Consider the following 23,476-nt stretch of genomic DNA (forward strand, 5'->3'; position numbering starts at 1 on the left):
GAAGATCAGGGCGAGCAGGTGATCCCACGACGAGAAGCACTTGTCGTAGGCGTCGGCCCCGTGGCGGGCGACGCTCCGGGCGATCTGCTGACGATCGAGCCCTTCCAGCAGCTGGGCAAAGCGGGTATCGCTCGGGTGCATGTCCTGCCCGGATGTTCGTGTCTCGACAACCGGACAACTCCCGGATCACCTCCGGCGTGGCAGGGCATGCACCCACACCAGATTTTTCCCCGGACAGCCCTGCCGCCCGCGGGGAGACGAGGACCCCACGCCCTTCCTTTCGCAGGACGGCCCCCGCCCCGCCCCACGATCAGCCCACCACCTCCCGCCGCGGCGCCCCGCGCCGCGTGACCTTGCGCAGGATGCGGGAGACCTGCTCGGCCGAGTAGGGCTTGTGCAGCAGCTCGAAGCCGTGGGCGCCCTCCTGCGCCAGGACGTGACTGTAGCCGGAGGCGAGCACGACCGGCAGGCGCGGCAGGCGCCGGGCGAGGAGGCGGGCGAACTCGATGCCGCCCATGCCCGGCATGACCACGTCGGAAAACACCACGTCGAAGCCGGCGCCGTCGGGCCCGAGCTTCTCCAGGGCGTCTTCGGCATTCACCGCCCAGGTCGTGGCGTAGCCGAGATCCTCCAGGATCTGGGTCGCGAAGCGCCCCACTTCGAGGTTGTCCTCGACCACCAGCACGCGCTGGCCGATGCCGCCGGGATCGACCGCGGCCGTCTCGCCCGCCTCCTCTCCCGCCGCGAACTCGGCCTCCACCTCGGGCAGGTAGAGCGTGAAGACGGTGCCCCGGCCCGGCGCGCTCTCGACCGAGACGTCGCCGCCGGACTGCTTGGCGAAGCCGAAGACCTGGCTGAGCCCTAAGCCCGTGCCCCGCCCGACCTCCTTGGTGGTGAAGAACGGCTCGAACACCCGCGGCAGCAGCTCGGGTGCGATGCCGGAGCCGGTATCGCGCAGCGAGACCGCGGCGAAGGGCCCCTGCGCCCCGGCATGACCGCGGATCGGCGGCAGGTCGACGCCGCAGGCGAGCGTCAGGGTCAGGGTGCCGGCGCCCTCCATCGCGTCGCGGGCATTGACCGCCATGTTGACGAGCGCCGTCTCGAACTGGCTCGCATCCACCCGCACGAAGCAGGGATGCTCCGGCACCTGCGTGACCACCTCGATCCGGGCGCCCGTCACGGTGTCGACGAGATCCGCCACGAGGCGCAGCCGGGCGCCGACATCGAGGGTCTCGGGCTTCAGGGCCTGGCGGCGGGCGAAGGCGAGGAGCTGCGAGGTCAGCTTGGCGGCGCGGTCCACGGTCTCCGAGACCGCCGTGAGGTAGCGGCTGCGCCGCGCCTCGGGCAGGTCCGGCCGGCGCAGGAAATCGACCGAGGAGCGGATGATGGTGAGCAGGTTGTTGAAGTCGTGGGCGACGCCGCCGGTGAGCTGGCCGACCGCCTCCAGCTTCTGCGACTGGCGCAGGGCCTCCTCGGCCTGGGCGAGGGCCGCGGCCTGGACCTTCTCGGCGGTGACGTCGCGGCCGCTGGCGAAGACGAGGCCGCCCTCGACCGAGGTGTGCCAGGACAGCCAGCGCGGGGTGCCGTCCCGGTGCCGGAAGCGGTTCTCGAAATTGGTGAGGTGGCGGGCCGCGACCGCCGATTCGAGCGCGGCGCTCGTCACGGCGGCATCCTCGGGCATGAGGAAGTCGAGGAAGCTTCGCCCTACGACCTCGGCGGGCTGGTGGCCGAGGATCGCGCGCCAGGCCGGGTTGACCGAGCGGAAGATGCCGTCGGCCCCGATCACCACCAGCAGGTCGCGGGAGTTGCGCCAGACCCGGTCGTGCTCGGCCGTGCGCTCCGCGACCCGCTGCTCCAGGGTCTCGTTGAACCGCACCAGTTCCGCCATCATCCGCTTCTGGTCGTCGATGTCGGTGCTGGTGCCGACCCAGCGGGCGACCGTGCCGTCGCCCGCCAGGACCGGCTGCGCCCGGGCCAGGAACCAGCGGTAGGTCCCGTCGGCGCGGCGCAGGCGGTACTCGCACTGGTAGTCGCCGCCGCCCTCGACCGAGGCCCGCCAGTCCGCCGCGACGCGGGTGCGGTCGTCCGGGTGGACGATCGCCTGCCAGCCCGCGGTGTCGAGGCCCCCCGGTGCAACGCCCGCATAGGCGTAGACCCGCTCGTTGAACCAGGTGGCGCGGCCTTGCGCGTCGGTGGCCCAGACGAAGTTCGGCAGCACCTGCGAGAGGACGCGGAACTGCTCCTCGCTGTCGCGGAGCGCCGCCTCGGCCTGCTTGCGGGCGGTGATGTCGATGGCCGTTCCGACGACACGGATGCAGACTCCGTCGGCGAACAGGCCGCGGCCCTTAGCGGCGACCCAGCGGACGAGCCCGTCCTCCTGGCCGATCGTGCGGTACTCGACGTCGTAGACGGCGCGCCGGGCGGGATCCGCGGCGGCGGCGTAGGCCGCGAGGGTCGCCTCGCGGTCGTCCGGGTGGAGGCCCGCTTCGTAGTCGGCCATCGTGACCGGCACCTCGGGCGAGATGCCGAACATCGCCTTCACCCGGGCCGGCCAGTACAGGGTGTCGGCGACGACGTCGACGTCCCACAGCCCGATCTCGGCGGCCTCGGTCGCGAGCCGCAGCCGGGCCTCGCTCTCGCGCAACCGGTCCTCGGCCCGTCGTCGCGCGGTGTCGTCGAGGTGGATCCCGTCCCAGACCACCTGGTCGTCGACGAGGCGCGGCGCCGAGATGATCCGGGTATGGACCAGGCGGCCGTCGGCGCGGCGCATCGGCGCCTCGACGTCGAAATGGGTCAGGTCGCGGATCGCCTCCGCCTCGGCCTCGGCGATCCGCGCCCGGTGCTCGGGCAGGATCAGGTCGTAGGCCGCCGCGGGGTCGGCCAGCACGGCCTCGGCCGGCACCCCGGTCATCCGCTCGAAGCCCTGCGAGACCGTGACGAAGCGCCGGCCGGTCCCGTCGCGGGGCGTGGCCATCTGGTAGACGTAGCCGCCCGGGAGGTGATCGGTCAGGGCCCGCAGCCGCGCCTCGGCCTCGCGCAGGCCGGTCTCGGCGACGACGCGCCCGGTCGTCTCGGTGCAGGCGCAGAACATGCCGACGATCCGGGCCGCCTCGTCCCGCAGCGGCGAGTAGGAGAAGGTGAACCAGGTCCGCTCGTCGTAGCCGTGCCGGTTCATCACCAGCGGCAGGTCCTCGGAGAAGGTCGGCTCCCCGGACAGGGCCCGGTCGATCAGCGGCGCGATGTCGGTCCAGATCTCCGACCAGATGTCATGGAAGCGCCGGCCGAGCGCCGCCGGATGCTTGTCGCCGAGGATCTCCGCATAGGCGTCGTTGTAGAGGAAGCCGAGTTCGGGCCCGAACGCCACGAACATCGGGAAGCGCGAGCCGAGCATCAGGCTGAGCGTCGCGCCGAGGCAGGGCGGCCAGGTCTCCGGCGGTCCCAGCGGCGAATCCGACCAGTCGTGGGCGCGCATCATCGCGCCCATGCGGCCACCGCCGGCGAGGAAGGGGGGATGCCCGGGGGCGGCGCGCTCAGGCATGCCGTCGAGACAGGTTCGGTCGCAGGATCATCGGGCCGGCCAGGATGAGGTTCGTCCGCTGAGGCCCGTGCAGGTAAGGCTCGCGCGACCACCGTCGAGACCCTACCGCCGATGGTGGAGCCGGCGGAAGGGCGGTTGGTCCGGAGCCCACAGTTCACATGTGAACTCCGGGATCCCCGCCAATCGACGACGGCCGGCCTCCCCCTTCGCCCGCGCCCCCGGCGGACCCATATGGGGCTCTCGCGACCAAGGACGATTCGGAGACCGCCCGCATGCCGACCTACCAGAAGGACGAAGCCGCCATCGCCCGGCTCACCCCCGAGCAGTACCGCGTCACCCAGCAGAGCGGCACCGAGCGGCCCGGCACCGGCGAGTACCTCGACAACAAGGCACCGGGGATCTACGTCGACATCGTGTCCGGCGAGCCGCTCTTCGCCTCGTCCGACAAGTACGAGTCGGGCTGCGGCTGGCCGAGCTTCACCAAGCCGATCGAGCCGGCCCACGTCGCGGAGCTGCGCGACACCACGCACGGCATGGTCCGCACCGAGGTCCGCTCCAAGCACGGCGACAGCCATCTCGGCCACGTCTTCCCGGACGGGCCGCGGGACCGGGGCGGCCTGCGCTACTGCATCAACTCCGCCTCGCTGCGCTTCGTCCCCCGCGACCGGATGGCGGCCGAGGGGTACGGCGAGTATCTCGATCAGGTCGAGGGGTGAGGCTCGGTCGCCCGCCACTCCGTGGTGGCGGAGAGCGGATGCTGTCTTTCAGCGATCTGCCATCGGGCGGCGAGCGCTGATCCGCTCATCACACGCCACGCCCTTTCCCGGACGATAGCAGCGTCAGCGGAAGGAGATCCGGGATCCGGCACGAGAAGTGCCGCGAAGCGGCTCCGTATGCTGCACTGTCGCAGCTACAAAGACGCTTCGCGACTTTTTACGCTGGATCCCGGATCTCCTTCCACTTCGTTACAGTCGTACGGGAAAGGGGCGTGTCGGAGATCCGAAAGCGCATGGGCCTGGTGCCGTCGTGGAGAAGAAAGGGACGCCCGCCCCTACAGCCGCGCCCGCACCTCCTCCACCACCCGCTCCGGCGTGAAGCCGAAATGCCGGGCGAGGTCGGCCTCCGCACCGGAAGCTCCGTAGCCGGTCATGCCGACGAAGCCGCCCTCCTCGCCGAGATAGCGGTCCCAGCCGAGGCGCACCGCCGCCTCGATCCCGACCCGGACCGTGCCAGGCCCCAGCGTCTCGCGGCGATAGGCGGCGTCCTGGCGCTCGAACAGCTCCCAGGACGGCATCGAGACGACGGCTGTCGGCACACCCTCCGCCTCCAGTCGGCGGCGGGCCTCGGCGGCGAGGGCGACCTCGGATCCGGTGGCGAGCAGGGTGACGCGGCGGGGGCCCGAGGCCTCCTCCAGCACGTAGGCGCCGCGGGCGGACCGGTTCTCGGCCCCTGCGTCGCGGCGCAGGGCCGGCAGGGCCTGGCGGGCGAAGATCAGCGAGGACGGGCCGGTGCGGGTCCGGAGCGCGATCTCCCAGCATTCCGCCGCCTCGACGGCGTCGGCCGGGCGCAGGACCAGCATGTTGGGGATGGCCCTCAGGGACGCCAGGTACTCGACCGGTTGGTGGGTCGGCCCGTTGCGGCCGATGCCGACGGAATCGTGGCTGAACACGAAGGGCACCGGCAGACCCATCATGGCGGCGAGGCGCAGGACCGGGCGCAGATAATCCGAGAAGACCAGGTAGGTGACGCCGACCGGCACCACGCCGCCATGGGCGGCCATGCCGTTCATCATCGCCCCCATGGCGTGCTCGCGGATGCCGTAATGGACGTAGCGCCCGCCCTGGTCCTCGGCGGTGAAGGACTTCAGGCGACGCTTGTGCTGGGTCGCGCCTTCGAGGTCCGGCGCGCCGGAGAGGAGTTCGGGGATCGCCTCCGCCAGCCGGTCGACCAGCTCGCCCGAGAGCGCGATGCCGGATTGCGCCTGCCCCGATCGGGCGGCCTCGTCGCGGAACGTGCGCAACGGGGCGTCCCAGCCCTCCGGCAGCGTCCCGTCGCGCAGGCGGTCGAGGAGGCGGCGGCGTTCCGGCGGCAAGGCGGCAACGCGGCGCGTCCAGGCGTCGAAATCCGGCGCGTTGCGCTCGCCGGCCGCGCGCCAGGCGGTGCGGATCTCGTCCGGGATCTCGAAGGCGGGATGCGGCCAGTTCAGGGCCTTGCGGGCGGCGGCGCTGAGGGAGGACGGGATCCGGGCGGAGTGGGCTGCCCGCGTGCCCTCCACGCCGGGCAGCCCGCGGCCGATCACGGTGGTGCAGCGGATCATCGAGGGGCGTGGATCGGCCTTGGCGAGCAGCAGGGCCGCCGAGACCGCCTCGATGTCGTGCCCGTCGACCTCCTGCACGTGCCAGTGGCTGAGGCGGAACCGCGCCGCCATGTCGTCGCTCAGCGCGAGGTCGATCGCGCCGTCGTCGGTCATCCGGTTGTCGTCCCAGAGGAAGGTGAGCTTGCCCAAGCCCAGGTGGCCGGCGAGCGAGATCACCTCCTGGCCGACGCCCTCCTGCAGGCAGCCGTCGCCGACGAGGGCGTAGGTGCGGTGGTCGACGAGGTCGGGCCCGAGCCAGCGGTTGAGATAGGCCTCGGCCAGCGCCATGCCGGCGGCGTTGGCGATGCCCTGGCCGAGGGGACCGGTGGTCGTCTCGATGCCGTGGGCGGGGGCGTATTCCGGGTGCCCCTCGCAGGGCGAGCCGAGCTCGCGGAAGCGCTTGACGTCGTCGAGCCCGATCCCCTCGTAGCCCGAGAGATGCAGCAAAGAATACAGCAGCATCGAGCCGTGGCCGTTCGACAGGACGAAGCGGTCGCGGTCGAACCAGAGCGGCTCGCGGGCCAGGAACTTGAGGTGGCGGGTGAAGAGCGCCGTCACCGTGTCGGCGGCACCGAGGGGCGTGCCCGGATGCCCCTCGCCCACCCGCTCGATCGCGTCGATGGACAGGAAGCGGATCGCGTCCGCGAGCGCGCGCGGCTCGGTGCCGGTCATCGGGGGTCCCTCCCGGGGAGTTTTGGGTGCTCTTGAGGCGGGATCACCCAACCGCCCCCGGGATCGGAACTCAAACGAGGTTTTCTCGCGCAGAGATGAGCGCGATTCACCTCCTGCCTTCAGGCGGCGATCAGCCCGCCCATCCGGGCGACCCGGCCGAGATGGTGGTCGGCGTCGCCGAAGAGCTGGTCGATCATCGTCACCCGCTTGAAGTAGTGGCCGACGCTGTACTCCATCGTCACGCCGACGCCGCCATGGAGCTGCACCGCGCCCTGGCCGACGATGCGGCCGGAGCGGCCGATCTGCACCTTGGCGCCGGCGATCGCGCGGGCGCGCTCGTCGGCGTCGTCCTCGCCGGCCATCATGGTGGCGAGGAAGGCCATCGAGCGGGCCTGTTCCAGGGCGATGAACATCTCGGCGGCCCGGTGCTGGAGCACCTGGAACGAGCCGATCGTCACGCCGAACTGCTTGCGGGTCTTCAGGTACTCGACCGTCAGCCTGTGCATCCGGTCCATGGCGCCGACCGCCTCGGCGCAGAGCGCCGCGATGGCCTCGTCGGTGACCCGCTCGATCACCGGCAGGGCGCCGGCGGGATCGCCGATCACCGCGTCGGCCCCGACCCGGACCGAGGACAGCGAGATTTCCGCCGCCCGCATCCCGTCCTGGGTCGGGTAGCCGCGGCGCGACACGCCCTCGGCATTGGCCTCGACCAGGAACAGGCCGATCCCGTCGCGGTCGCGCCGCGAACCGGCGGTGCGGGCCGAGACGATCAGCCGGTCGGCGCTGTCGCCGTGCAGGATGAGCGACTTCTCGCCTTCGAGCACCCAAGCATCGCCGTCGCGGCGCGCGGTGACGCCGACGTCGTTGAGGTCGTAGCGGGCCTGGCGCTCGGTATGGGCCAGCGCATAGCGGGTCTCGCCGGCGATGAGGCCGGGCAGCCACTCGGCGCGCTGCTCGGGGGTGGCGGCGTGGCGCAGCACGCCGCCGGCGAGCACGACGGTCGCGAGGTAGGGTTCGAGCGCCAGCGCGCCGCCGAACGCCTCCATGACGATCATCGTCTCGACCGGCCCGCCGCCGATGCCGCCATCCTCCTCGGAGAACGGCACCGCGAGCAGGCCCTGCTCGGCGTAAGCCGCCCACATCGCCTTCGCGAAGCCCTCGGGCTCCTTCCCGTAGCGCTTGCGGGATTCGAAATCGTAGCGGTCGGCGAGGAGCCGCTCGACGCTGTCCTTGAGGAGGCGCTGCTCCTCGCTCAGATCGAAATCCATCGACGTGTGTTCCTGGTCGGTCCGGGGTCGGCCATGCGGCCGAGGACAATGACCCACCCCTTTCCCGGACGACTGAAGCGAAGCGGAAGGAGATCTGGGATCCAGCAGAGAAAGTGCCGCGAAGCGGCTCTGCAGGGTGCACCGTTGCAGAGACTGGTCGCTTCGCGAGTCCTTTCGCTGGTTCCCGGATCTCCTTCCGCCGACGCTTCAGTCGTCCGGGAAAGGGTGGAGAGGGAGAGGCGAACCGGGGACTACAGCCCCAGGATCGCCTTCGCGATGATGTTCTTCTGGATCTCGTTGGAGCCGCCGTAGATCGAGATCTTGCGCCAGTTGAAGTAGGTCGGCGCGGCGGGACCCGCCCAGTCGGGACCGACCGGCGGCTCGTTGCTCAAGTGCTCGTCGCCCTCGTCCTCCGGCACGAAGGGCAGCGCGTAGGGCCCGACGACCTCGAGCAGCAATTCGGTCGTCGCCTGCTGGATCTCCGAGCCCTTGATCTTGAGGATCGAGGAGGCCGGGTCCGGCTTGCCCTTCTCGCGGGTGCGCTCGGCGGCGACCACGCGCAGCTGCGTCATCTCGAGCGCCTTCAGCTCGATCTCGAGCGCCGCCAGCTTCTCGCGGAAGCGCGGGTTCTCCAGGATCGGCGTGTCGCCGACCCGCTCCAGCGCCGCCAGCTCCTTGAGCCGCCGGATGCGCTGCTTGGAGACGCCGACACGGGCGATGTTGGTGCGCTCGTTGCCGAGCAGGAACTTGGCGTAGTCCCAGCCCTTGTTCTCCTGGCCGACCAGGTTCTCGACCGGCACCTTGACGTCGTCGAAGAAGACCTCGTTGACCTCGTGCCCGCCGTCGATGGTCTGGATCGGCCGCACGGTGATGCCCGGCGTCTTCATGTCGATGAGGAGGAAGCTGATGCCCTCCTGCTTCTTCACGGTCGCGTCGGTGCGCACGAGGCAGAAGATCCAGTCGGCGTGCTGGCCGAGCGTGGTCCAGGTCTTCTGGCCGTTGACGACATAGTGGTCGCCCTCGCGCACGGCCTTGGTCTTGAGCGAGGCGAGGTCGGAGCCGGAGCCCGGCTCGGAGAAGCCCTGGCACCACCAATCGTCGATGTTGGCGATGCGGGGCAGGAAGTGCTTCTTCTGCGCCTCGTTGCCGAACTGGGCGATCACCGGCCCGACCATGTAGACGCCGAATTGCAGCGGTGACGGGGCCGGGAAGCTCTGGAGCTCGTCGAGGAAGATGTACTGGCGCACCGGATCCCAGCCGGTACCGCCCCACTCGACGGGCCAGTTCGGCACCGCCCAGCCCTTCTTGTTGAGGATCTTCTGCCAGGTGACGATATCGTCCTTCGACGGGTGACGCCCGTCGATCAGCTTCTGGCGGATCTCCTGGGGCAGGTTCTCCTGGAAGAAGGTGCGGACTTCCTGGCGGAAGGCGCGCTCCTCGGGGGTGAAGCGAAGGTCCATGGGGTGCCTCCTGATCTGGTTATTGTTTCAAATACTGGCTCGACGCCCGACCCCTCCCCCCTCTGCGGGGGAGGGTGCCCCACGGAGTGGGGCGGGAGAGGGGACGCCGTTTCCGGAGAAGTCGCGACCGTCATGACGGGTGCCAGACCCGGCATCGTCGCGGTCCCCTCTCCCGGCCTGCTCCGCAGGTCACCCTCCCCCGCGGAGGGGGGAGGGTTAAGATGCGCCTCACAGGTCCTTGAAGCCCTTGCCCTCGGCGGCCAGCTTCTCCAGCAAAGCCGACGGCTTGAACGCCTCGCCGTACTCCGCCTCGTAGACCCGCAGGCGCTCCAGCACCTTCGGGAGCCCGATCGTGTCGGCCCAGAACATCGGTCCGCCGCGATAGACCGGCCAGCCGTAGCCGTTGATCCACACGATATCGATGTCCGAGGCCCGGATCGCCTTGCCCTCTTCGAGGATCTTCGCGCCCTCGTTGACCATCGGGTAGAGGGTGCGCTCCAGGATCTCCTGGTCGCTCGCATCCCGGTGCTTGACGCCCTGGCGCTCGGCGACCTTCGCGATGATCTCCTCGGTGACCTTGGAGGGCGTCGCCTTGCGCTTGGCGTCGTAGTCGTAGAAGCCGGCGCCGGTCTTCTGGCCGCGGCGGTCCTGCTCGCAGAGCAGGTCGCGCACGGTTTCCGACTTGTTGGTCTCCCGGCTCCAGCCGATATCGAGGCCGGCGAGGTCGCTCATCGTGAACGGGCCCATCGGCAGGCCGAACTCGTAGATCACCCGGTCGACGTCCCAGGGGGTGACGCCCTCCAGGATCAGGCGGTTGGCCTCGCGCTGGCGCTGGGCCAGCATCCGGTTGCCGACGAAGCCGTGGCAGACGCCGACCAGGACCGGGATCTTGCCGATCTTGCGGCCGATCTGCATCGCGGTGGCGATGACGTCCTTCGCGGTCTTCTCGCCGCGCACCACCTCCAGCAGGCGCATGACGTTGGCCGGCGAGAAGAAGTGCATGCCGATCACGTCGGCCGGCCGGTTGGTCATCGCCGCGATGGCGTCGACGTCGAGGTAGGAGGTGTTCGAGGCCAGGATCGCGCCGGGCTTGGCGATCTTGTCCAGCTTGGAGAAGATCTCCTTCTTGATGCCCATGTCCTCGAACACGGCCTCGATGATGAGGTCGCACTCGGCGAGTTGTTCGAGGTCCAGGGTATCGGAGAGGAGGCCCATCCGGGTCTCGACGTCCTCGGGCTTCAGCCGGCCCTTCTTGGCGGTGTTCTCGTAGTTGGTGCGGATGGTCTTGAGGCCACGGTCCAGAGCCTCGCGCTTGGTCTCGACGATCGTCACCGGGATGCCGGCGTTCAGGAAGTTCATCGAGATGCCGCCGCCCATCGTGCCGGCGCCGATGACGCCGACGCGGGCGATGGGGCGGGCGGGCGTGTCGTCCGGCACGTCGGGGATCTTGGCCGCCTGGCGCTCGGCGAAGAACACGTAGCGCTGCGCCGCGGACTGGGTGCCGGAGACGAGCTTCTGGAACTCCGCCCGCTCGAAGGCCAGCCCCTCGTCGAAGGGCAGCCGGCAGGCCGCCTCGATGCAGGCGATGCAGGCCTCGGGCGCCTCGAAGCCGCGGGTCTTGCGGGCATTCTCCTCGCGAAAGGCCGAGAACAGGCCCGGGTTCTCGCGGCCCTCCGCGATCTTGTCGTCCCGGTCGCGGATCTTGGTGAGGGGCCGGCCTTCCGCCACCACCCGCTCGGCGAAGGCGACCACGTGGGCGCGAAGCGAGTCCTCCGGCGCCAGTTCGTCGACCAGACCCATGCCGGCCGCCGCCTTGGCGCCGATCGGCGAGCCGCCGACGATCACCTCCAGCGCCTTGCGGGGTCCCACCACCCGCGGCAGCCGCTGGGTGCCGCCGGCCCCTGGCAGGATGCCGAGCTTGACCTCCGGCAGGCCGACCTTGGCGGAGGGCACCGCCACCCGGTAGTGACAGGCGAGCGCGGTTTCGAGCCCGCCGCCGAGCGCGTTGCCGTGGATCGCCGCGACGACGGGTTTCGAGGAGGCCTCGATCCGGTTGAGGAGGTCCGGCAGGCTGATTCCGGTCTGCGGCTTGCCGAACTCGGTGATGTCGGCTCCGGCCGAGAACATCCGGCCGCCGCCGATCAGCACGATCGCCTTGACGGCGGGATCGGCCTCCGCGGCCTCGACACCCGCCAGGATTCCCTGGCGCAGGGCGGTGCCGAGCGCGTTCACCGGGCCCGATTGCAGCGTCAGCACCGCGACCGCGCCCTCGCGGGCGGTCGAGACGACGTTGTCGTTGTTAGGGGTGCCTTGAGTGGGCGTACCTTGGGCGTTGGAATCTTGCGCCATATCCCGAAAAATCCCTCTGCCGGCGTCCTCCGGGCGCCTCTTGCCGGGCGCCGTCGCGTGAGCCGGAATATGTGGCAGGTGCAGGCGATTCAGTAGATCTCGAACAGGCCCGCGGCGCCCATGCCGCCGCCGACGCACATCGTCACGACGCCGTACTTGGCGCCGCGGCGGCGGCCTTCCAGCAGGATGTGGCCGGTCATCCGCGCGCCCGACATGCCGTAGGGGTGCCCGATCGAGATCGCGCCGCCATTGACGTTCAGACGCTCGTCCGGGATGCCGAGCGTGTCGCGGCAGTAGAGCACCTGGCTGGCGAAGGCCTCGTTCAGCTCCCACAGGTCGATGTCCTCGACCTTCAACCCGTGCTGATTCAGGAGCTTCGGCACAGCGAAGACCGGGCCGATGCCCATCTCGTCCGGGTTGCAGCCGGCCACCGCCATGCCGCGATAGGCGCCGAGCGGCGTCAAGCCCCGGCGCGCGGCCTCACCGGCCTCCATCAGCACGACCGCCGCCGCCCCGTCCGAGAGCTGGCTCGCGTTGCCGGCGGTGATGAACTGCCCTTCCTTGAGGCGCTGGCCGTCCTTGAACACGGGCTTCAGGCTCTGAAGATCTTCCAGCCTGGTCTGGGGCCGGTTGCCCTCGTCCTGCGCGAGCGTGATCTCCTTGTGCGAGACCGCGCCGGTCGCCTTGTCGACCACCGCCATGCGGGCGGTCATCGGCACGATCTCGTCGGCGAAGCGGTTCTCGGCCTGCGCTTGCGCGGTCTTCTGCTGCGAGCGCAGGGCATAAGAATCCTGCGCCTCGCGGCTGATGCCGTATCGCGCGGCGACGTTCTCGGCGGTCTCGATCATCGTCATGTAGATCGCCGGCACGTGCTCGACGAGCCACGGATCCTGGCCGCGGTAGCGGTTGGCCTTGTCGTTCTGGACGAGCGAGATCGATTCGAGGCCGCCGCCGACCGCGACGTCGAGTCCGTCGGTGATGATCTCCTTCGCGGCGGTCGCGATCGCCATCAGGCCGGAGGCGCATTGCCGGTCGAGGCTCATGCCGGCCACCGTCTCGGGCAGCCCGGCGCGGAGCGCCGCCTGGCGCGCGACGTTGCCGCCGGTCGAACCCTGCTGGAGCGCCGCCCCCATCACCACGTCGCCGATCTCGGCCGGGTCGATGCCGGCGCGCTGGACGGCGTGCGCGATGGCGTGGGCGCCGAGCGCCTGCGCCTGCGTATCGTTGAACGCGCCCCGGTAGGCCTTGCCGATGGGGGTGCGCGCGGTGGCGACGATGACGGCTTCGCGCATCTCAGGAATCCTCCCACGATCCCGGCCGCCGCTCTTGCCGGCGGGGCGGGCTTTCGACCTATTATCGGGGATTGGGTATGGAGCCGCAAGGGCCCCGGAAACCACGGTTCGAACAGGGGGTATCCCCTCGTTCCACCCTCCCCACGGCCGCGTTTTCGAAAACACGGCTTGCTTAATCGCCATACGGGGCTAAGGTCGCCCCAAAAGCAAGGCCTGTTTTGCCAAAGGCCCCGCGGGAGGACGCCCATGCAGACGCCGCTCTTCGACCTCGCCGGCCGCGTCGCCATCGTCACCGGCTCGTCCCGCGGCATCGGGCGAGCCATCGCCGAGCGCCTGGCCGAGCACGGGGCGAAGGTCGTCATCTCCTCGCGCAAGGCGGAGGCCTGCGCCCCCGTCGCCGAGGCGATCAACGCCCGCCACGGCGAGGAGCGGGCGGTCGTGATCCCGGCCAGCATCTCGTCGAAGCCCGGCCTGGAGCGGCTGGCGAACGGCACGCTGGAGCGGTTCGGGCGCATCGACACGGTCGTCTGCAACGCCGCCTCGAACCCGTATTACGGCCCGATGAGCGGGATCTCGGACGACCAGTTCCGCAAGATCCTCGACAACAACGTGATCGCCAGCCACTGGCTGATCGGCTTCTGCGCGCCGGGCATGATCGAGCGCCGGGACGGGTCGATCATCCTGGTCTCGTCGGTCGGCGGGCTGAAGGGGTCGGGGGTGATCGGCGCCTACAACGTCTCGAAGGCGGCCGACTTCCAGCTCGCCCGCAACCTCGCGGTCGAGCTCGGGCCGCACAACGTGCGGGTCAACTGCATCGCCCCGGGCCTGATCCAGACCGACTTCGCCCGCGCCCTCTGGGAAGACCCGAAATCCCGCGCCGCCTACACGGCGCGCACGCCGCTCGCCCGCATCGGCCAGCCCGACGAGATCGCCGGCGCCGCGGTGTTCCTGGCGAGCCCCGCCGGCGCCTTCATGACCGGCCAGAGCATCGTGATCGACGGCGGGCAGACCATCACCTGATCGTCTCCCCCGCCCCTCCGCGAAGAAAGCCACACCAGTCACGAGCCCGCCGATGACCGAGCCGTCCGCCGCGACGACCCCGAAAGCCTGGCCCGCGATCTCCCTCGCCGAGGCGACCGCGCGGCTGACCGCGCCCGGCTCCCCCTTCGCGGTCGGCGAGATCGCGATCCGCGGCGTGCCGACCCGGATCTGGGCCAACGCCCCGCTCACCCTGCGCGACATCTTCGTCGCCGGGCGGGCGCACGGGGACAAAGCCTTCCTGGTCTACGAGGACGAACGGGCGAGCTTCGACGCGTTCGGCCGCGCCACCCTGGCGCTCGCCGCGAACCTGATCCGCGGCGGCGTGCAGCCCGGGGACCGGGTGGCGATCGCGATGCGCAACCTGCCGGAATGGCCGGTGGCGTTCTTCGCCGCGATCCTGGCCGGCGCGATCGCCACGCCCCTCAACGCCTGGTGGACCGGCCCGGAGCTCGATCACGGCTTCACCGATTCCGGCGCCTCCGTCGCCATCGTCGACGAGGAGCGCTGGGCGCGCATCAGCGAGCGGCGTGCCGGCTATCCGGCCCTGACGCGCGTGCTGATCGCCCGCGCGCCGGCGGCCCCCGGCACCGAGAGCCTGACCGACATCATCGGCGCGGTACCGGACTGGGGCGCCCTGCCGGAGGGGGCGCTGCCCGATCTGGCGATCGGTCCGGAGGACATCGCCACCCTGTTCTACACCTCCGGCACCACCGGCCGTTCGAAGGGGGCGATCGGCACCCAGCGCGCCGGCGCCAGCGGGGTGATGGCCCACCCGTTCTCCGCCGCCCGCGCCTTCCTGCGCCGGGGCGAGCCGGTGCCGGTGCCGGACCCGGCCGCCCCCCAGAAGGCGGCCCTGCTGTCGATCCCGCTGTTCCACGTCACCGGCTGCTTCGCGACGCTGGTGCCCAACCTTTTCCGCGGCGGGCGGCTGGTGATGATGCGGCGCTGGGACCTCGCCCGCGCGATGGTGCTGATCGAGCGCGAGCGCTGCACCAGCGCCGGCGGCGTGCCGACGATCGCGTTCCAGCTCCTCGACGGCATGGCGGCCGGCACGCACGACCTCTCCTCGCTCGAAACGATCAGCTACGGCGGCGCCCCGGCCCCGGCCGACCTGGTGCGCCGCCTGCGCGCCGCCTTCCCGAAGGCGCAACCGGCGACCGGCTGGGGCATGACCGAGACCACCGCCACCTTCACCCACCACCAGGGCGAGGATTACGTCCACCGCCCCGACAGCTGCGGCCCGGCGCTGCCGGTCTGCGAGGCGAAGGTGATGGACCCGGAGGAGAAGCCCTTAGGCGCGGGCGAGGTCGGCGAATTGTGGGTCAAGGGCCCGATCGTGGTCGCGGGCTACTGGAACCGGCCCGACGCCGATGCCGAGGTGCTTCGCGAGGGCTGGCTGCGCACCGGCGACCTCGCGCGGATCGACGAGGAAGGCTTCATTACCATCGTCGACCGGGCCAAGGACATGCTGATCCGCGGCGGCGAGAACATCTATTGCGGCGAGGTCGAGAGCGTCCTCTACGAGCACCCGGCGGTGGTCGACGCCGCACTCGTCGGCATCCCGCACCCGACCTTGGGCGAGGAGCCCGGCGCCGTGGTGGCGATCGCCCGCGGCGCGGACGCCGACGAGGAGAGCCTGCGCGCCTTCGTGGCGGCGCGGCTCGCTGCCTTCAAGGTGCCGGTGCGCATCCTGCTCCACGACGAGATCCTGCCGCGCAACCCGAACGGCAAGATCCTGAAGGGTGAGCTGAAGAAGCTGTTCGAGTAGCCACTTGAACCCCCTGACGGAGCGGCACACCGCACCGGTCCGTGCACACTGGATCACCAGGTTCAACCTCCCCTTTCCCGGACGAGTGGAGCGTCAGCGGAAGGAGATCCGGGATCCAGCGCAGAAAGTCGCGAAGCGTCCGATCGTCTGCAACGGTGCAACAGACTGAGCCGCTTCGCGGCACTTCTCTCCTGGATCCCGGATCTCCTTCCACTTCGTTCCAGTCGTCCGGGAAAGGGGCGGAGAGATCGAAATCAAACCGTCCCTCGAATGCTGAAGAGAAGCCCGCCCCGCCCTCACTCGACGTAGAACCCCCCACCCTCGAACGTCACCCCGGCATAATCCCCCCGGCGCCAGCGCAGGCGCACCGTGAGGTTGCGCAGGTCATGGGCGGCGATCACGAGGGGGAAGGTGTCGGGCAGGGCGACGCGGGCGGGGACGCGCAGGCGGGCGCCCTCGTTCGAGATGTCGGCGATCGCGCAGGCGACGGAGTGATCGGGGCCGAGCACGATCCGCCCCTGCTGGACCAGGCGGCGCCGCCGGCCCGCCCGGGGAATCGGTGCGGAATCCCGGCCGCCATCGTCCGCGACGCCGTCGGTCTCCCGCAGATCGGTCATGGATACCCCTTGAACCGGGCCCCGGCGCCCGCGTGGGAACGCTTACGGCTTTCTCGGCGCCGCGAAAACCCGGCGCGCCGTGTGTCAGCTCGTAGACATTGGTGATCGCGTTAACCAAGCGTCAAGCCTGTTCCTTCATCTCTCGTTAGCCATCAACCGTCGAACCACGCCCGGCCATGCCCGCAGCTCCGCCCACAGTGAAGCGCCGCTCCCCTCCGCCCGAGAGCCCGGTCGCGGGCCTGATCGCCCGCCGCCGGGCCCGGGAGGCGGCGGCGGAGCGGGGCGTGTTCGGCGCCGCGATCCTGCTCGCGCTCACCGCCTCGGGTTTCGCCGGCTACACCCTGTCCCAGCCGGCCCGGCCCTACGACGTGCGGGAGGTGCTGCCGGCGCTGGCCGGGCCGTTCGCCTGGAAGCGCACGGTCGCGGAGGCCCGCGCGCCCGAGCCCGACCTCGATCCCCTGGTCACCGGCTCGCTGGCGGAAACGCCGACGGCGCCCGCGGCCGGACCGGTCGCGGCCCTGCCGGAGCGGACGGGACCACCGCCCTCCTCGGGCTTCGCCCTGCGCCGCGCCGCCGCGGGCCAGGCCGTGGTGGAGGGACGCGACGGGCTGCACGAGATCGCCGTCGGCTCCACCCTGCCCGGGGCCGGGCGGGTGCTGTCGATCCGCAGCACCAGCGCCGGCTGGATCGTCATCACCACCGAGACGATCATCGGGCCGACCGCGCTGTGAGTGCGCTGCGGCAAGCCACGAGCGAGCCGCTGCAAGCCACGAGCAAGCGTGGCCCCCTAGAGCGGAGGCTCCCGCCGGGTGCCTTGCCGCCGCGGCAGGCTTTCCCCACCCACCGTGCCGACGGGCCGGAGACGAATCCGTGACCAGCACCCTGACGAGCTACATGCTCCTGTCGCGGAACCTCGCGACCTCGCTGCAGCGCAAGGGCAACGAGCCGATCGTCGCCCGCGAGACCGCCTACTATCAGGCCAATATCGGCAAGGTGAAGTCGATCGACGACTTCATGGGCGACCAGCGGCTCTACAGCTACGCGATGAAGGCCTTCGGCCTCGAGGACATGACCTACGCCAAGGCGTTCATGCGCAAGGTCCTGACCGAGGGCGCGAGCGATTCGACGGCCTTCGCCAACCGCCTGGCGGACGACCGCTACGTCGCCTTCGCGAAGGCCTTCGACTTCGCGGCCGGCGCCACCGCGCAGGGCACCGACCCGACGATGGTCACGGCGGATTACGTGCTGCCGGCCGCCAGCGCGAAGCTCACCCTCTCGACCCCGCTCGCCGCGTCCTACGACTTCTCCGGCACCAACGAGGCGAGCTTCACCGTCTCCTCGCAGCTCGACGCGACCACGACGAAGAGCGCCGCGATCGTCCTCAACAAGGCGACCTTCGCCGGCAAGGTCACCGACCTGACCAAGGTCACCCAGGCCGACATCGCCGCGGCGATCAACGCCCAGCTCGACGCCTCCGGCGCCGACGGGCTCGCGGGGAAGGTGCAGGCCGGCGTCACGGCGAATGGCAGCCTGGGCTTCGAGACCACCGACTACGCCGCTCTCGGTCTCGACGGCGAGCAGGGCGGGACCGGCGTGAACGCCGACACGATCTACTTCGCCGGCGGGACGAACCGCACCGTCACGGTGAGCAACGCCGCCCTCTCGGCTCCCGGCCAGACCGCGATCGACATCGGCAACGGCACGGACCCCGCGCCGAGCGCCAACGTCAAGGGCGTGGTCGACGCCTACCTGCAGCAGAGCCTCGAGGGCGATGCCGGCGCCGAGGATACCGGGGTGCGCCTCGCCCTCTACTTCGCCCGCAAGGCGCCGACGCTGAAGAGCGGCTACGACATCCTGGGCGATGCCGCCCTGACCCAGGTCGTCAACACGGTGATCGGCCTGCCGGCGACGAGCAGCGCCACCACCAGCGACGCCCTGGCGGTGCGCGCCAGCCTCATCGCCTCTAAGGTCGACTTCGCGAGCTTCAACGACCCGGCCAAGGTCGAGGCGTTCGCCCGGCGCTTCGCGGCGATCTGGGACGCGCAGAACAACACCGCCGCGGATCCGATCCTGGCCCTGTTCAGCAACGATCAGGCGTGAGGCGGCGATGCAGAACAGCCTCTACGTCAACCTCTCGACCCAGGTCGCCCTCGACAAGCGCCTGACCACCACCGCCAACAACGTCGCCAACATGGCGACCGTGGGCTTCCGCGCCGAGGAGACGAAGTTCTCGGCCCTGCTCGCCCAGGCGACCAAGGGCGCGGTGGCCTTCGTGAGCTCGAACGACACCTACCTGTCGCGGGCCTCCGGGCAGATCACCAAGACCGACTCGCCCCTCGACGTCGCGATCCAGGGCGATGCGTGGTTCGGCATCGGCGGGACCTCCGGTCCGGCCTATACCCGCGACGGGCGCCTCACGATGGACGCCACCGGGCAGCTGCGCACCCTCACCGGGCAGCCGGTGCTCGATCCCGGCGGCTCGCCCCTCCTCCTCGATCCGCAGCAGGGGCCGCCGACCATCGGGCGCGACGGCAGCATCTACCAGGGCACCAACCAGGTCGGGTCGCTCGGCCTGTTCACCCTCGACAAGAAGGGCACGCTCGCCCGCGCGCCCGGCAACGCCGTGACCTCCAGCCTGCCGGCGCGGCCGGTGCAGGACTTCACCGGCATCGGGGTGGTCCAAGGCTACGTCGAGGGTTCGAACGTCAACCCGATCATGGAGATGACGAAGCTCATCACCATCCAGCGCGCCTTCGAGAGCGCCGCCACGGCGACCGCGGAGGCCGAATCCTCGCTCCAGAGCGCCGTGAAGTCGCTCTCGCCGCAGGGAAGCTGAGAGCATGGTCGCGGAGTCTCGCGCGGCGGATCCGATCGCGCGCCTCGCCGAGGCGATGGCGGCGGCCCGGCAGGACGGGGCCCTGGTGCGGATCGGCGGGCCGATCCGCGAAGTGACCGCGAGCGCCTGCCGCATCGGCGGCGTCGCGCCCTTCGTGCGCCTCGGCGACCGGATGAGCTTCTCCGCCAACGGCCGCGCGCAAATCGGCGAGATCGTCCGGGTCGATGCCGAGGGCGCGACGCTCAAGGGCTACGAGAGCCGGATCGAGGCCGGGATCGGCACGATCGCCCACCGCCTCGGGCCGGCCGAACTGCGGCCCGATCCGAGCTGGAAGGGCCGGGTCATCGACGCCCTCGGGCGTCCGGTGGACGGCGCCGGACCGCTCGGCGCCGGCGCCCTCGCCGTCCCCCTCGACGCCGACCCGCCGGCGGCGCTCGGCCGGGCCCGGGTGCGGGCGCCCTTGCGCACCGGGGTCCGGGCGCTCGACCTGTTCACCCCGCTCTGCGCCGGCCAGCGCATCGGCATCTTCGCCGGCTCCGGCGTCGGCAAGTCGACCCTGCTCGCCATGCTGGCGGGGGCGGAGGGCTTCGACAGCGTCGTCGTCGCCCTGGTGGGCGAGCGCGGCCGCGAGGTGCGCGAGTTCCTCGAAGGCGCCCTGGCGCCGAGCCGCGACCGCGCCGTGGTGGTGGTCTCGACCGGCGACGAGAGCCCGATGATGCGCCGCCAGGCGCCGAAGGTGGCGCTGGCCGTCGCCGAGGCTTTTCGCGATCGCGGCGAATCCGTGCTGCTGATCGTCGATTCGGTGACTCGCTACGCCCATGCCGCCCGCGACGTGGCGCTGGCGGCCGGCGAGCCGGCGGTGGCCCGCGGCTACCCGCCGAGCGTCTTCTCCGACCTGCCGCGCCTGCTGGAGCGGGCCGGCCCGGGCCTGGAGGGGCGCGGCACCATCACGGGCGTGTTCTCGGTCCTGGTCGACGGCGACGACCACAACGATCCGGTCGCCGACAGCATCCGCGGCACCCTCGACGGCCACGTCGTCCTCGACCGGGCCATCGCCGAGCAGGGGCGCTATCCCGCGGTCGACCTCCTCGGCTCGATCTCGCGGCTCGCCGCCGAGGTCTGGACGCCCGAGCAGCGCGACCTGATCCGCAAGCTCCGGGCGATGATGGCGCGCTTCGAGGAAACCCGGGACCTGCGCCTGATGGGCGGCTACCGGGCCGGGACCGATGCCGAGCTCGACCAGGCCATCGGTCTGGTGCCGCGGATCTACGAGGCGCTGCGCCAGGATCCGGGCCAGCCCCCGAGCCGGGACGCGTTCCTGGAACTCGCCCAGAGCCTGCGGGGCTAGCCGCGCGATGCCCGCGAGCCCGCCCCCGCCGTTCAAGCCCCGCGCAAGCCTGTGCGGGTCTATTCCAGCCCGAGTTCCGGCGTCGCGAATCGCATCCTCGCGAGCCCCGTCCCGCCAGCGTCCCATCCGAAGCATTTTGACGAACGAGGTCCCGCAATGAGTCTCATCGGCGTGCTCCGCTCCGGTGTCTCGGGCATGAACGCCCAGTCCAACCGCATCTCGACGGTGGCGGAGAACATCCAGAATTCCGGCACGACGGGCTACAAGCGCAGCTCGACGGAGTTCTCCTCGCTGCTGATCGCCGATACCGGGACCGGCAACTACAATTCGGGCTCGGTCGAGACGACGGTGCGGCGCGCGGTGACCGAGGGCGGCACCCTCAACGCGACGACCTCGAAGTCCGATCTCGCCATCGACGGCAACGGCTTCTTCGTGGTCAAGGACCCGGCCGGCGCGCCGCTCCTGACCCGGGCCGGCAACTTCAAGATCGACGCCACCACCAACACCTTCACCAACGCCGCCGGCATGACCCTGATGGGCTACAGCCTGCTCGACGGCGAACCCTCGACGACCCTCAACGGCGTCGCCGACATGGTTCCGATCAGCCTCGCGGCGGTCAACAGCCGGGCGACGCCGACCACCGCCGGCAGCCTGACGGGCAAGCTGCCGGTCGATGCGACGCCGGCCGCGACCGGCCAGTACTCGAAGAAGTACTCGATCGTGGCCTACGATAACGTCGGCAAGGCCAGGACCGTCGACGTCTACCTGGCGAAGAACAACGACAACTCCTGGTCTGTCTCGCTTTACGACGGCACCGCCACCCCGACGCCGTCCGGCACCACCCCGAGGCTGCCCGTCGACGCGAGCGGGGCCACGATCGCGCCGCTGGCGACCACCACGGTCGGCTTCGATGCTCAGGGCCAGATCACCGGGACCGGCACGGCCGGCTCGGGAACCTACACGGGCGCGAAATCCCTCACCCTGACCACCCCGGGCGGGCAGAGCACGACCTTCGATTTCTCCGGCCTGACCCAGCTCGCCGGCGACTACGCCGTGACCGGCACGGCCAACGGCCAGGCGCCGGCCGCCGTGACCGGCACCTCGTTCGACGCGGACGGCACCGTCTACGCCACCTTCGACGACGGCACGCGCCTCGCGGCCTTCAAGATCCCGGTCGCGACCGTGCCGAGCGCCGACAACCTCGAGCCGCGCTCCGGCAACGTCTTCCGGCCGACCGTCGAGTCCGGCAACATCCAGGTCGGCTTCGCCAACCAGGGCGGCCGCGGCACGATCAAGTCCGGCGTTCTCGAGCAGTCGAACGTCGACGTCAGCACCGAGCTCACCGCGATGATCGAAGCGCAGTCGACCTACACCGCCAACTCGAAGGTGTTCACGACCGGCAACGAGATGCTCGACACCCTGATGAGCCTGAAGCGGTAACGGCAGACAAGCCAACCGGAGCTGACAGATGGGCCTCTCGCTCGCGCTCAATTCGGCACGCTCGGCGCTTCTCGCGACGTCGAGCCAGATCGCCACCACCGCCCGCAACACCGCGGGGGCGAACGACCCCGGCTATTCGCGCAAGGTCGTCAGCCTGGTGAGCGGCGCCGGCGGGACCAGCGTCGTCGTGACCCGCGCCAGCGATGCGGCCCTGTTCACCCGCAAGCTCTCGGCGGCCTCAGCTGCCGCCGAGGGCCAGGCCCTGCTCGACGGTCTCACCGCCCTATCGAAGACGGTCGGCGACACGAGCGAGGCGGGCTCGCCGGCCGCACGGCTCGGCGCCTTCAACGCGGCGCTCCAGGCCGCCGGCAACCGCCCGGACGACGCCGTCCTCGCCCGGAACGCGATCGAGAGCGCCCGCGACCTCGCTACCAGCCTCGCCGGCGCGGCGGAGGCGGTGCACGGCGCCCGCCTCCAGGCCGACCAGGGCATGGCGGACTCGGTCGCGCGGATCAACGACCTGCTCGGCCAGTTCGACCTGGCCAGCAAGGCGGTGATGCGCGGCACGGCGAGCGGCCAGGACGTCAGCGACAGCCTCGACGACCGCGACCGCATCCTGTCGCAGCTCTCCGCCGAGATCGGCATCTCGGTCTCCGACCGGCCGGGTGGCGACATGGCGATCACCACCGACAGCGGCGTGGCGCTGTTCGACCGGGGCGCCCGGACCGTGAGCTTCACCTCGACGGCGGCGTTCTCGGCCGGCACGGTCGGTGGGGCCGTGACGATCGACGGGGTGCCGGTCACCGGGGCCAATTCCCCGATGCAGCTCGCGAGCGGGCGGCTCGCCGGTCTCGTCTCGTTGCGCGACGACGTGGCCGTCACCTACGAGAACCAGCTCGACGCCATCGCCGGCGCCCTGGTCGACACCTTCCAGGAGGCCGATACCCGCAGCGCCCCGGCCTATGTCGGGCCGATGGCCGGCCTCTTCACCGCGGGCTCCGGCGGCGCCCTGCCGACCTCGAGCCTCGGGCTCGCCGGGCGGATCGCGCTCAACGCCGCCGCCGATCCGCAGGCCGGCGGCGATGCCGCCGCCTTGCGCGACGGCGGCATGAACGGCAGTGCCTACCGGGCCAATCCGGGCAGCGACGCGGCCTATGCCGGGCGCCTGCGCGCCCTGGCCGACGGGCTCGCGACGGCGCGCAGCTTCACCCCGGGGCCGCCGCTGAACGAGACCGCGACGCTCGCGGGCTTCGCGGCGGATTCCGCCGGCTGGCTCGAGGCGACCCGCAAGGCCGCGTCCGGCGAGGCCGACTACCAGAAGACCCTGCTCAGCCGGGCGACCGACGCCCTGTCGAACGCCGTCGGCGTCAACGGCGACGACGAGACCGCCCAGATGCTGCAGCTGCAGCGCTCCTACACCGCCTCGGCCAAGATCCTGACCATGGTGGATACGCTGCTCCAGACCCTCCTGACCGCGATCCGGTGAGTCCT

The 23,476-nt window shown here is 71.0% G+C and carries 16 protein-coding genes; 9 read left to right on the forward strand and 7 right to left on the reverse strand.

Annotated features, from left to right (window positions below; translation table 11 throughout):
* Window positions 1-310: 310 nt before the first annotated feature.
* Entirely contained in the window at window positions 311-3,538 is a 3,228-nt protein-coding gene (locus BM430_RS27690) for a PAS domain-containing protein (protein WP_244539686.1), read from the reverse strand.
* 272 nt (window positions 3,539-3,810) lie between these two features.
* Here BM430_RS27690 and msrB point away from each other — a divergent pair, with 272 nt between their 5' ends.
* Window positions 3,811-4,254, forward strand: a complete 444-nt coding sequence (gene msrB / locus BM430_RS27695; protein ID WP_093570456.1) for a peptide-methionine (R)-S-oxide reductase MsrB — start codon at window positions 3,811-3,813, stop codon at window positions 4,252-4,254.
* 335 nt (window positions 4,255-4,589) lie between these two features.
* Here msrB and BM430_RS27700 read toward each other — a convergent pair whose 3' ends face one another.
* The 5 genes from BM430_RS27700 to BM430_RS27720 all read right to left on the reverse strand — a co-directional run bounded on the left by BM430_RS27700 (window position 4,590) and on the right by BM430_RS27720 (window position 12,935).
* On the reverse strand, window positions 4,590-6,566 hold the full coding sequence (locus tag BM430_RS27700; RefSeq protein WP_093570457.1) for a transketolase family protein: 1,977 nt from the start codon (window positions 6,564-6,566) through the stop codon (window positions 4,590-4,592).
* A 119-nt stretch (window positions 6,567-6,685) separates the two neighbouring features.
* The gene (locus tag BM430_RS27705; RefSeq protein ID WP_093570458.1) at window positions 6,686-7,834 is read right to left on the reverse strand and encodes an acyl-CoA dehydrogenase family protein; all 1,149 of its coding nucleotides are present in this window, start codon (window positions 7,832-7,834) and stop codon (window positions 6,686-6,688) included.
* 251 nt (window positions 7,835-8,085) lie between these two features.
* Complete coding sequence (gene pimC, locus BM430_RS27710; RefSeq protein ID WP_093570459.1) at window positions 8,086-9,294, reverse strand: pimeloyl-CoA dehydrogenase large subunit; 1,209 nt, start codon at window positions 9,292-9,294, stop codon at window positions 8,086-8,088.
* 228 nt (window positions 9,295-9,522) lie between these two features.
* Window positions 9,523-11,643 (reverse strand): 3-hydroxyacyl-CoA dehydrogenase NAD-binding domain-containing protein, encoded by a 2,121-nt coding sequence (locus tag BM430_RS27715; RefSeq protein ID WP_093570460.1) that lies wholly within the window; start codon window positions 11,641-11,643, stop codon window positions 9,523-9,525.
* An 89-nt stretch (window positions 11,644-11,732) separates the two neighbouring features.
* A complete protein-coding gene (locus BM430_RS27720; protein ID WP_093570461.1) occupies window positions 11,733-12,935 on the reverse strand; it encodes an acetyl-CoA C-acyltransferase in 1,203 nt (400 codons plus the stop codon).
* Between the two features lie 246 nt (window positions 12,936-13,181).
* Here BM430_RS27720 and BM430_RS27725 point away from each other — a divergent pair, with 246 nt between their 5' ends.
* Both BM430_RS27725 and BM430_RS27730 read left to right on the forward strand, forming a co-directional pair.
* On the forward strand, window positions 13,182-13,955 hold the full coding sequence (locus BM430_RS27725; protein WP_093570462.1) for an SDR family oxidoreductase: 774 nt from the start codon (window positions 13,182-13,184) through the stop codon (window positions 13,953-13,955).
* A gap of 52 nt (window positions 13,956-14,007) precedes the next feature.
* Window positions 14,008-15,744, forward strand: coding sequence for a class I adenylate-forming enzyme family protein (locus BM430_RS27730; protein WP_093570463.1), 1,737 nt, complete (start codon window positions 14,008-14,010; stop codon window positions 15,742-15,744).
* A 296-nt stretch (window positions 15,745-16,040) separates the two neighbouring features.
* Here the strand turns inward: BM430_RS27730 and BM430_RS27735 are convergent, their stop codons facing one another.
* Window positions 16,041-16,361: a PilZ domain-containing protein gene (locus BM430_RS27735; RefSeq protein ID WP_093570464.1), complete on the reverse strand. Its 321-nt coding sequence runs from the start codon at window positions 16,359-16,361 to the stop codon at window positions 16,041-16,043.
* A gap of 176 nt (window positions 16,362-16,537) precedes the next feature.
* Between BM430_RS27735 and BM430_RS27740 the strand changes: the two genes are divergently transcribed.
* The 6 genes from BM430_RS27740 (at window position 16,538) to flgK (ending at window position 23,471) form a co-directional block, all read left to right on the forward strand.
* Window positions 16,538-17,092, forward strand: a complete 555-nt coding sequence (locus BM430_RS27740) for a hypothetical protein (protein WP_244539687.1) — start codon at window positions 16,538-16,540, stop codon at window positions 17,090-17,092.
* A gap of 139 nt (window positions 17,093-17,231) precedes the next feature.
* A complete protein-coding gene (locus BM430_RS27745) occupies window positions 17,232-18,461 on the forward strand; it encodes a DUF1217 domain-containing protein (RefSeq protein WP_093570465.1) in 1,230 nt (409 codons plus the stop codon).
* Window positions 18,462-18,468: 7 nt separating this feature from the next.
* Entirely contained in the window at window positions 18,469-19,197 is a 729-nt protein-coding gene (flgF, locus tag BM430_RS27750; protein ID WP_093570466.1) for a flagellar basal-body rod protein FlgF, read from the forward strand.
* Between the two features lie 4 nt (window positions 19,198-19,201).
* Window positions 19,202-20,545, forward strand: coding sequence for a flagellar protein export ATPase FliI (gene fliI, locus BM430_RS27755; protein WP_093570467.1), 1,344 nt, complete (start codon window positions 19,202-19,204; stop codon window positions 20,543-20,545).
* 156 nt (window positions 20,546-20,701) lie between these two features.
* Entirely contained in the window at window positions 20,702-21,985 is a 1,284-nt protein-coding gene (locus BM430_RS27760) for a flagellar hook protein FlgE (protein ID WP_093570468.1), read from the forward strand.
* Window positions 21,986-22,013: 28 nt separating this feature from the next.
* Window positions 22,014-23,471, forward strand: coding sequence for a flagellar hook-associated protein FlgK (gene flgK, locus BM430_RS27765; RefSeq protein ID WP_093570469.1), 1,458 nt, complete (start codon window positions 22,014-22,016; stop codon window positions 23,469-23,471).
* Window positions 23,472-23,476 lie beyond the last annotated feature (5 nt).

The organism is Methylobacterium sp. 174MFSha1.1, assembly GCF_900116815.1.
Taxonomy (GTDB): Bacteria; Pseudomonadota; Alphaproteobacteria; order Rhizobiales; family Beijerinckiaceae; genus Methylobacterium.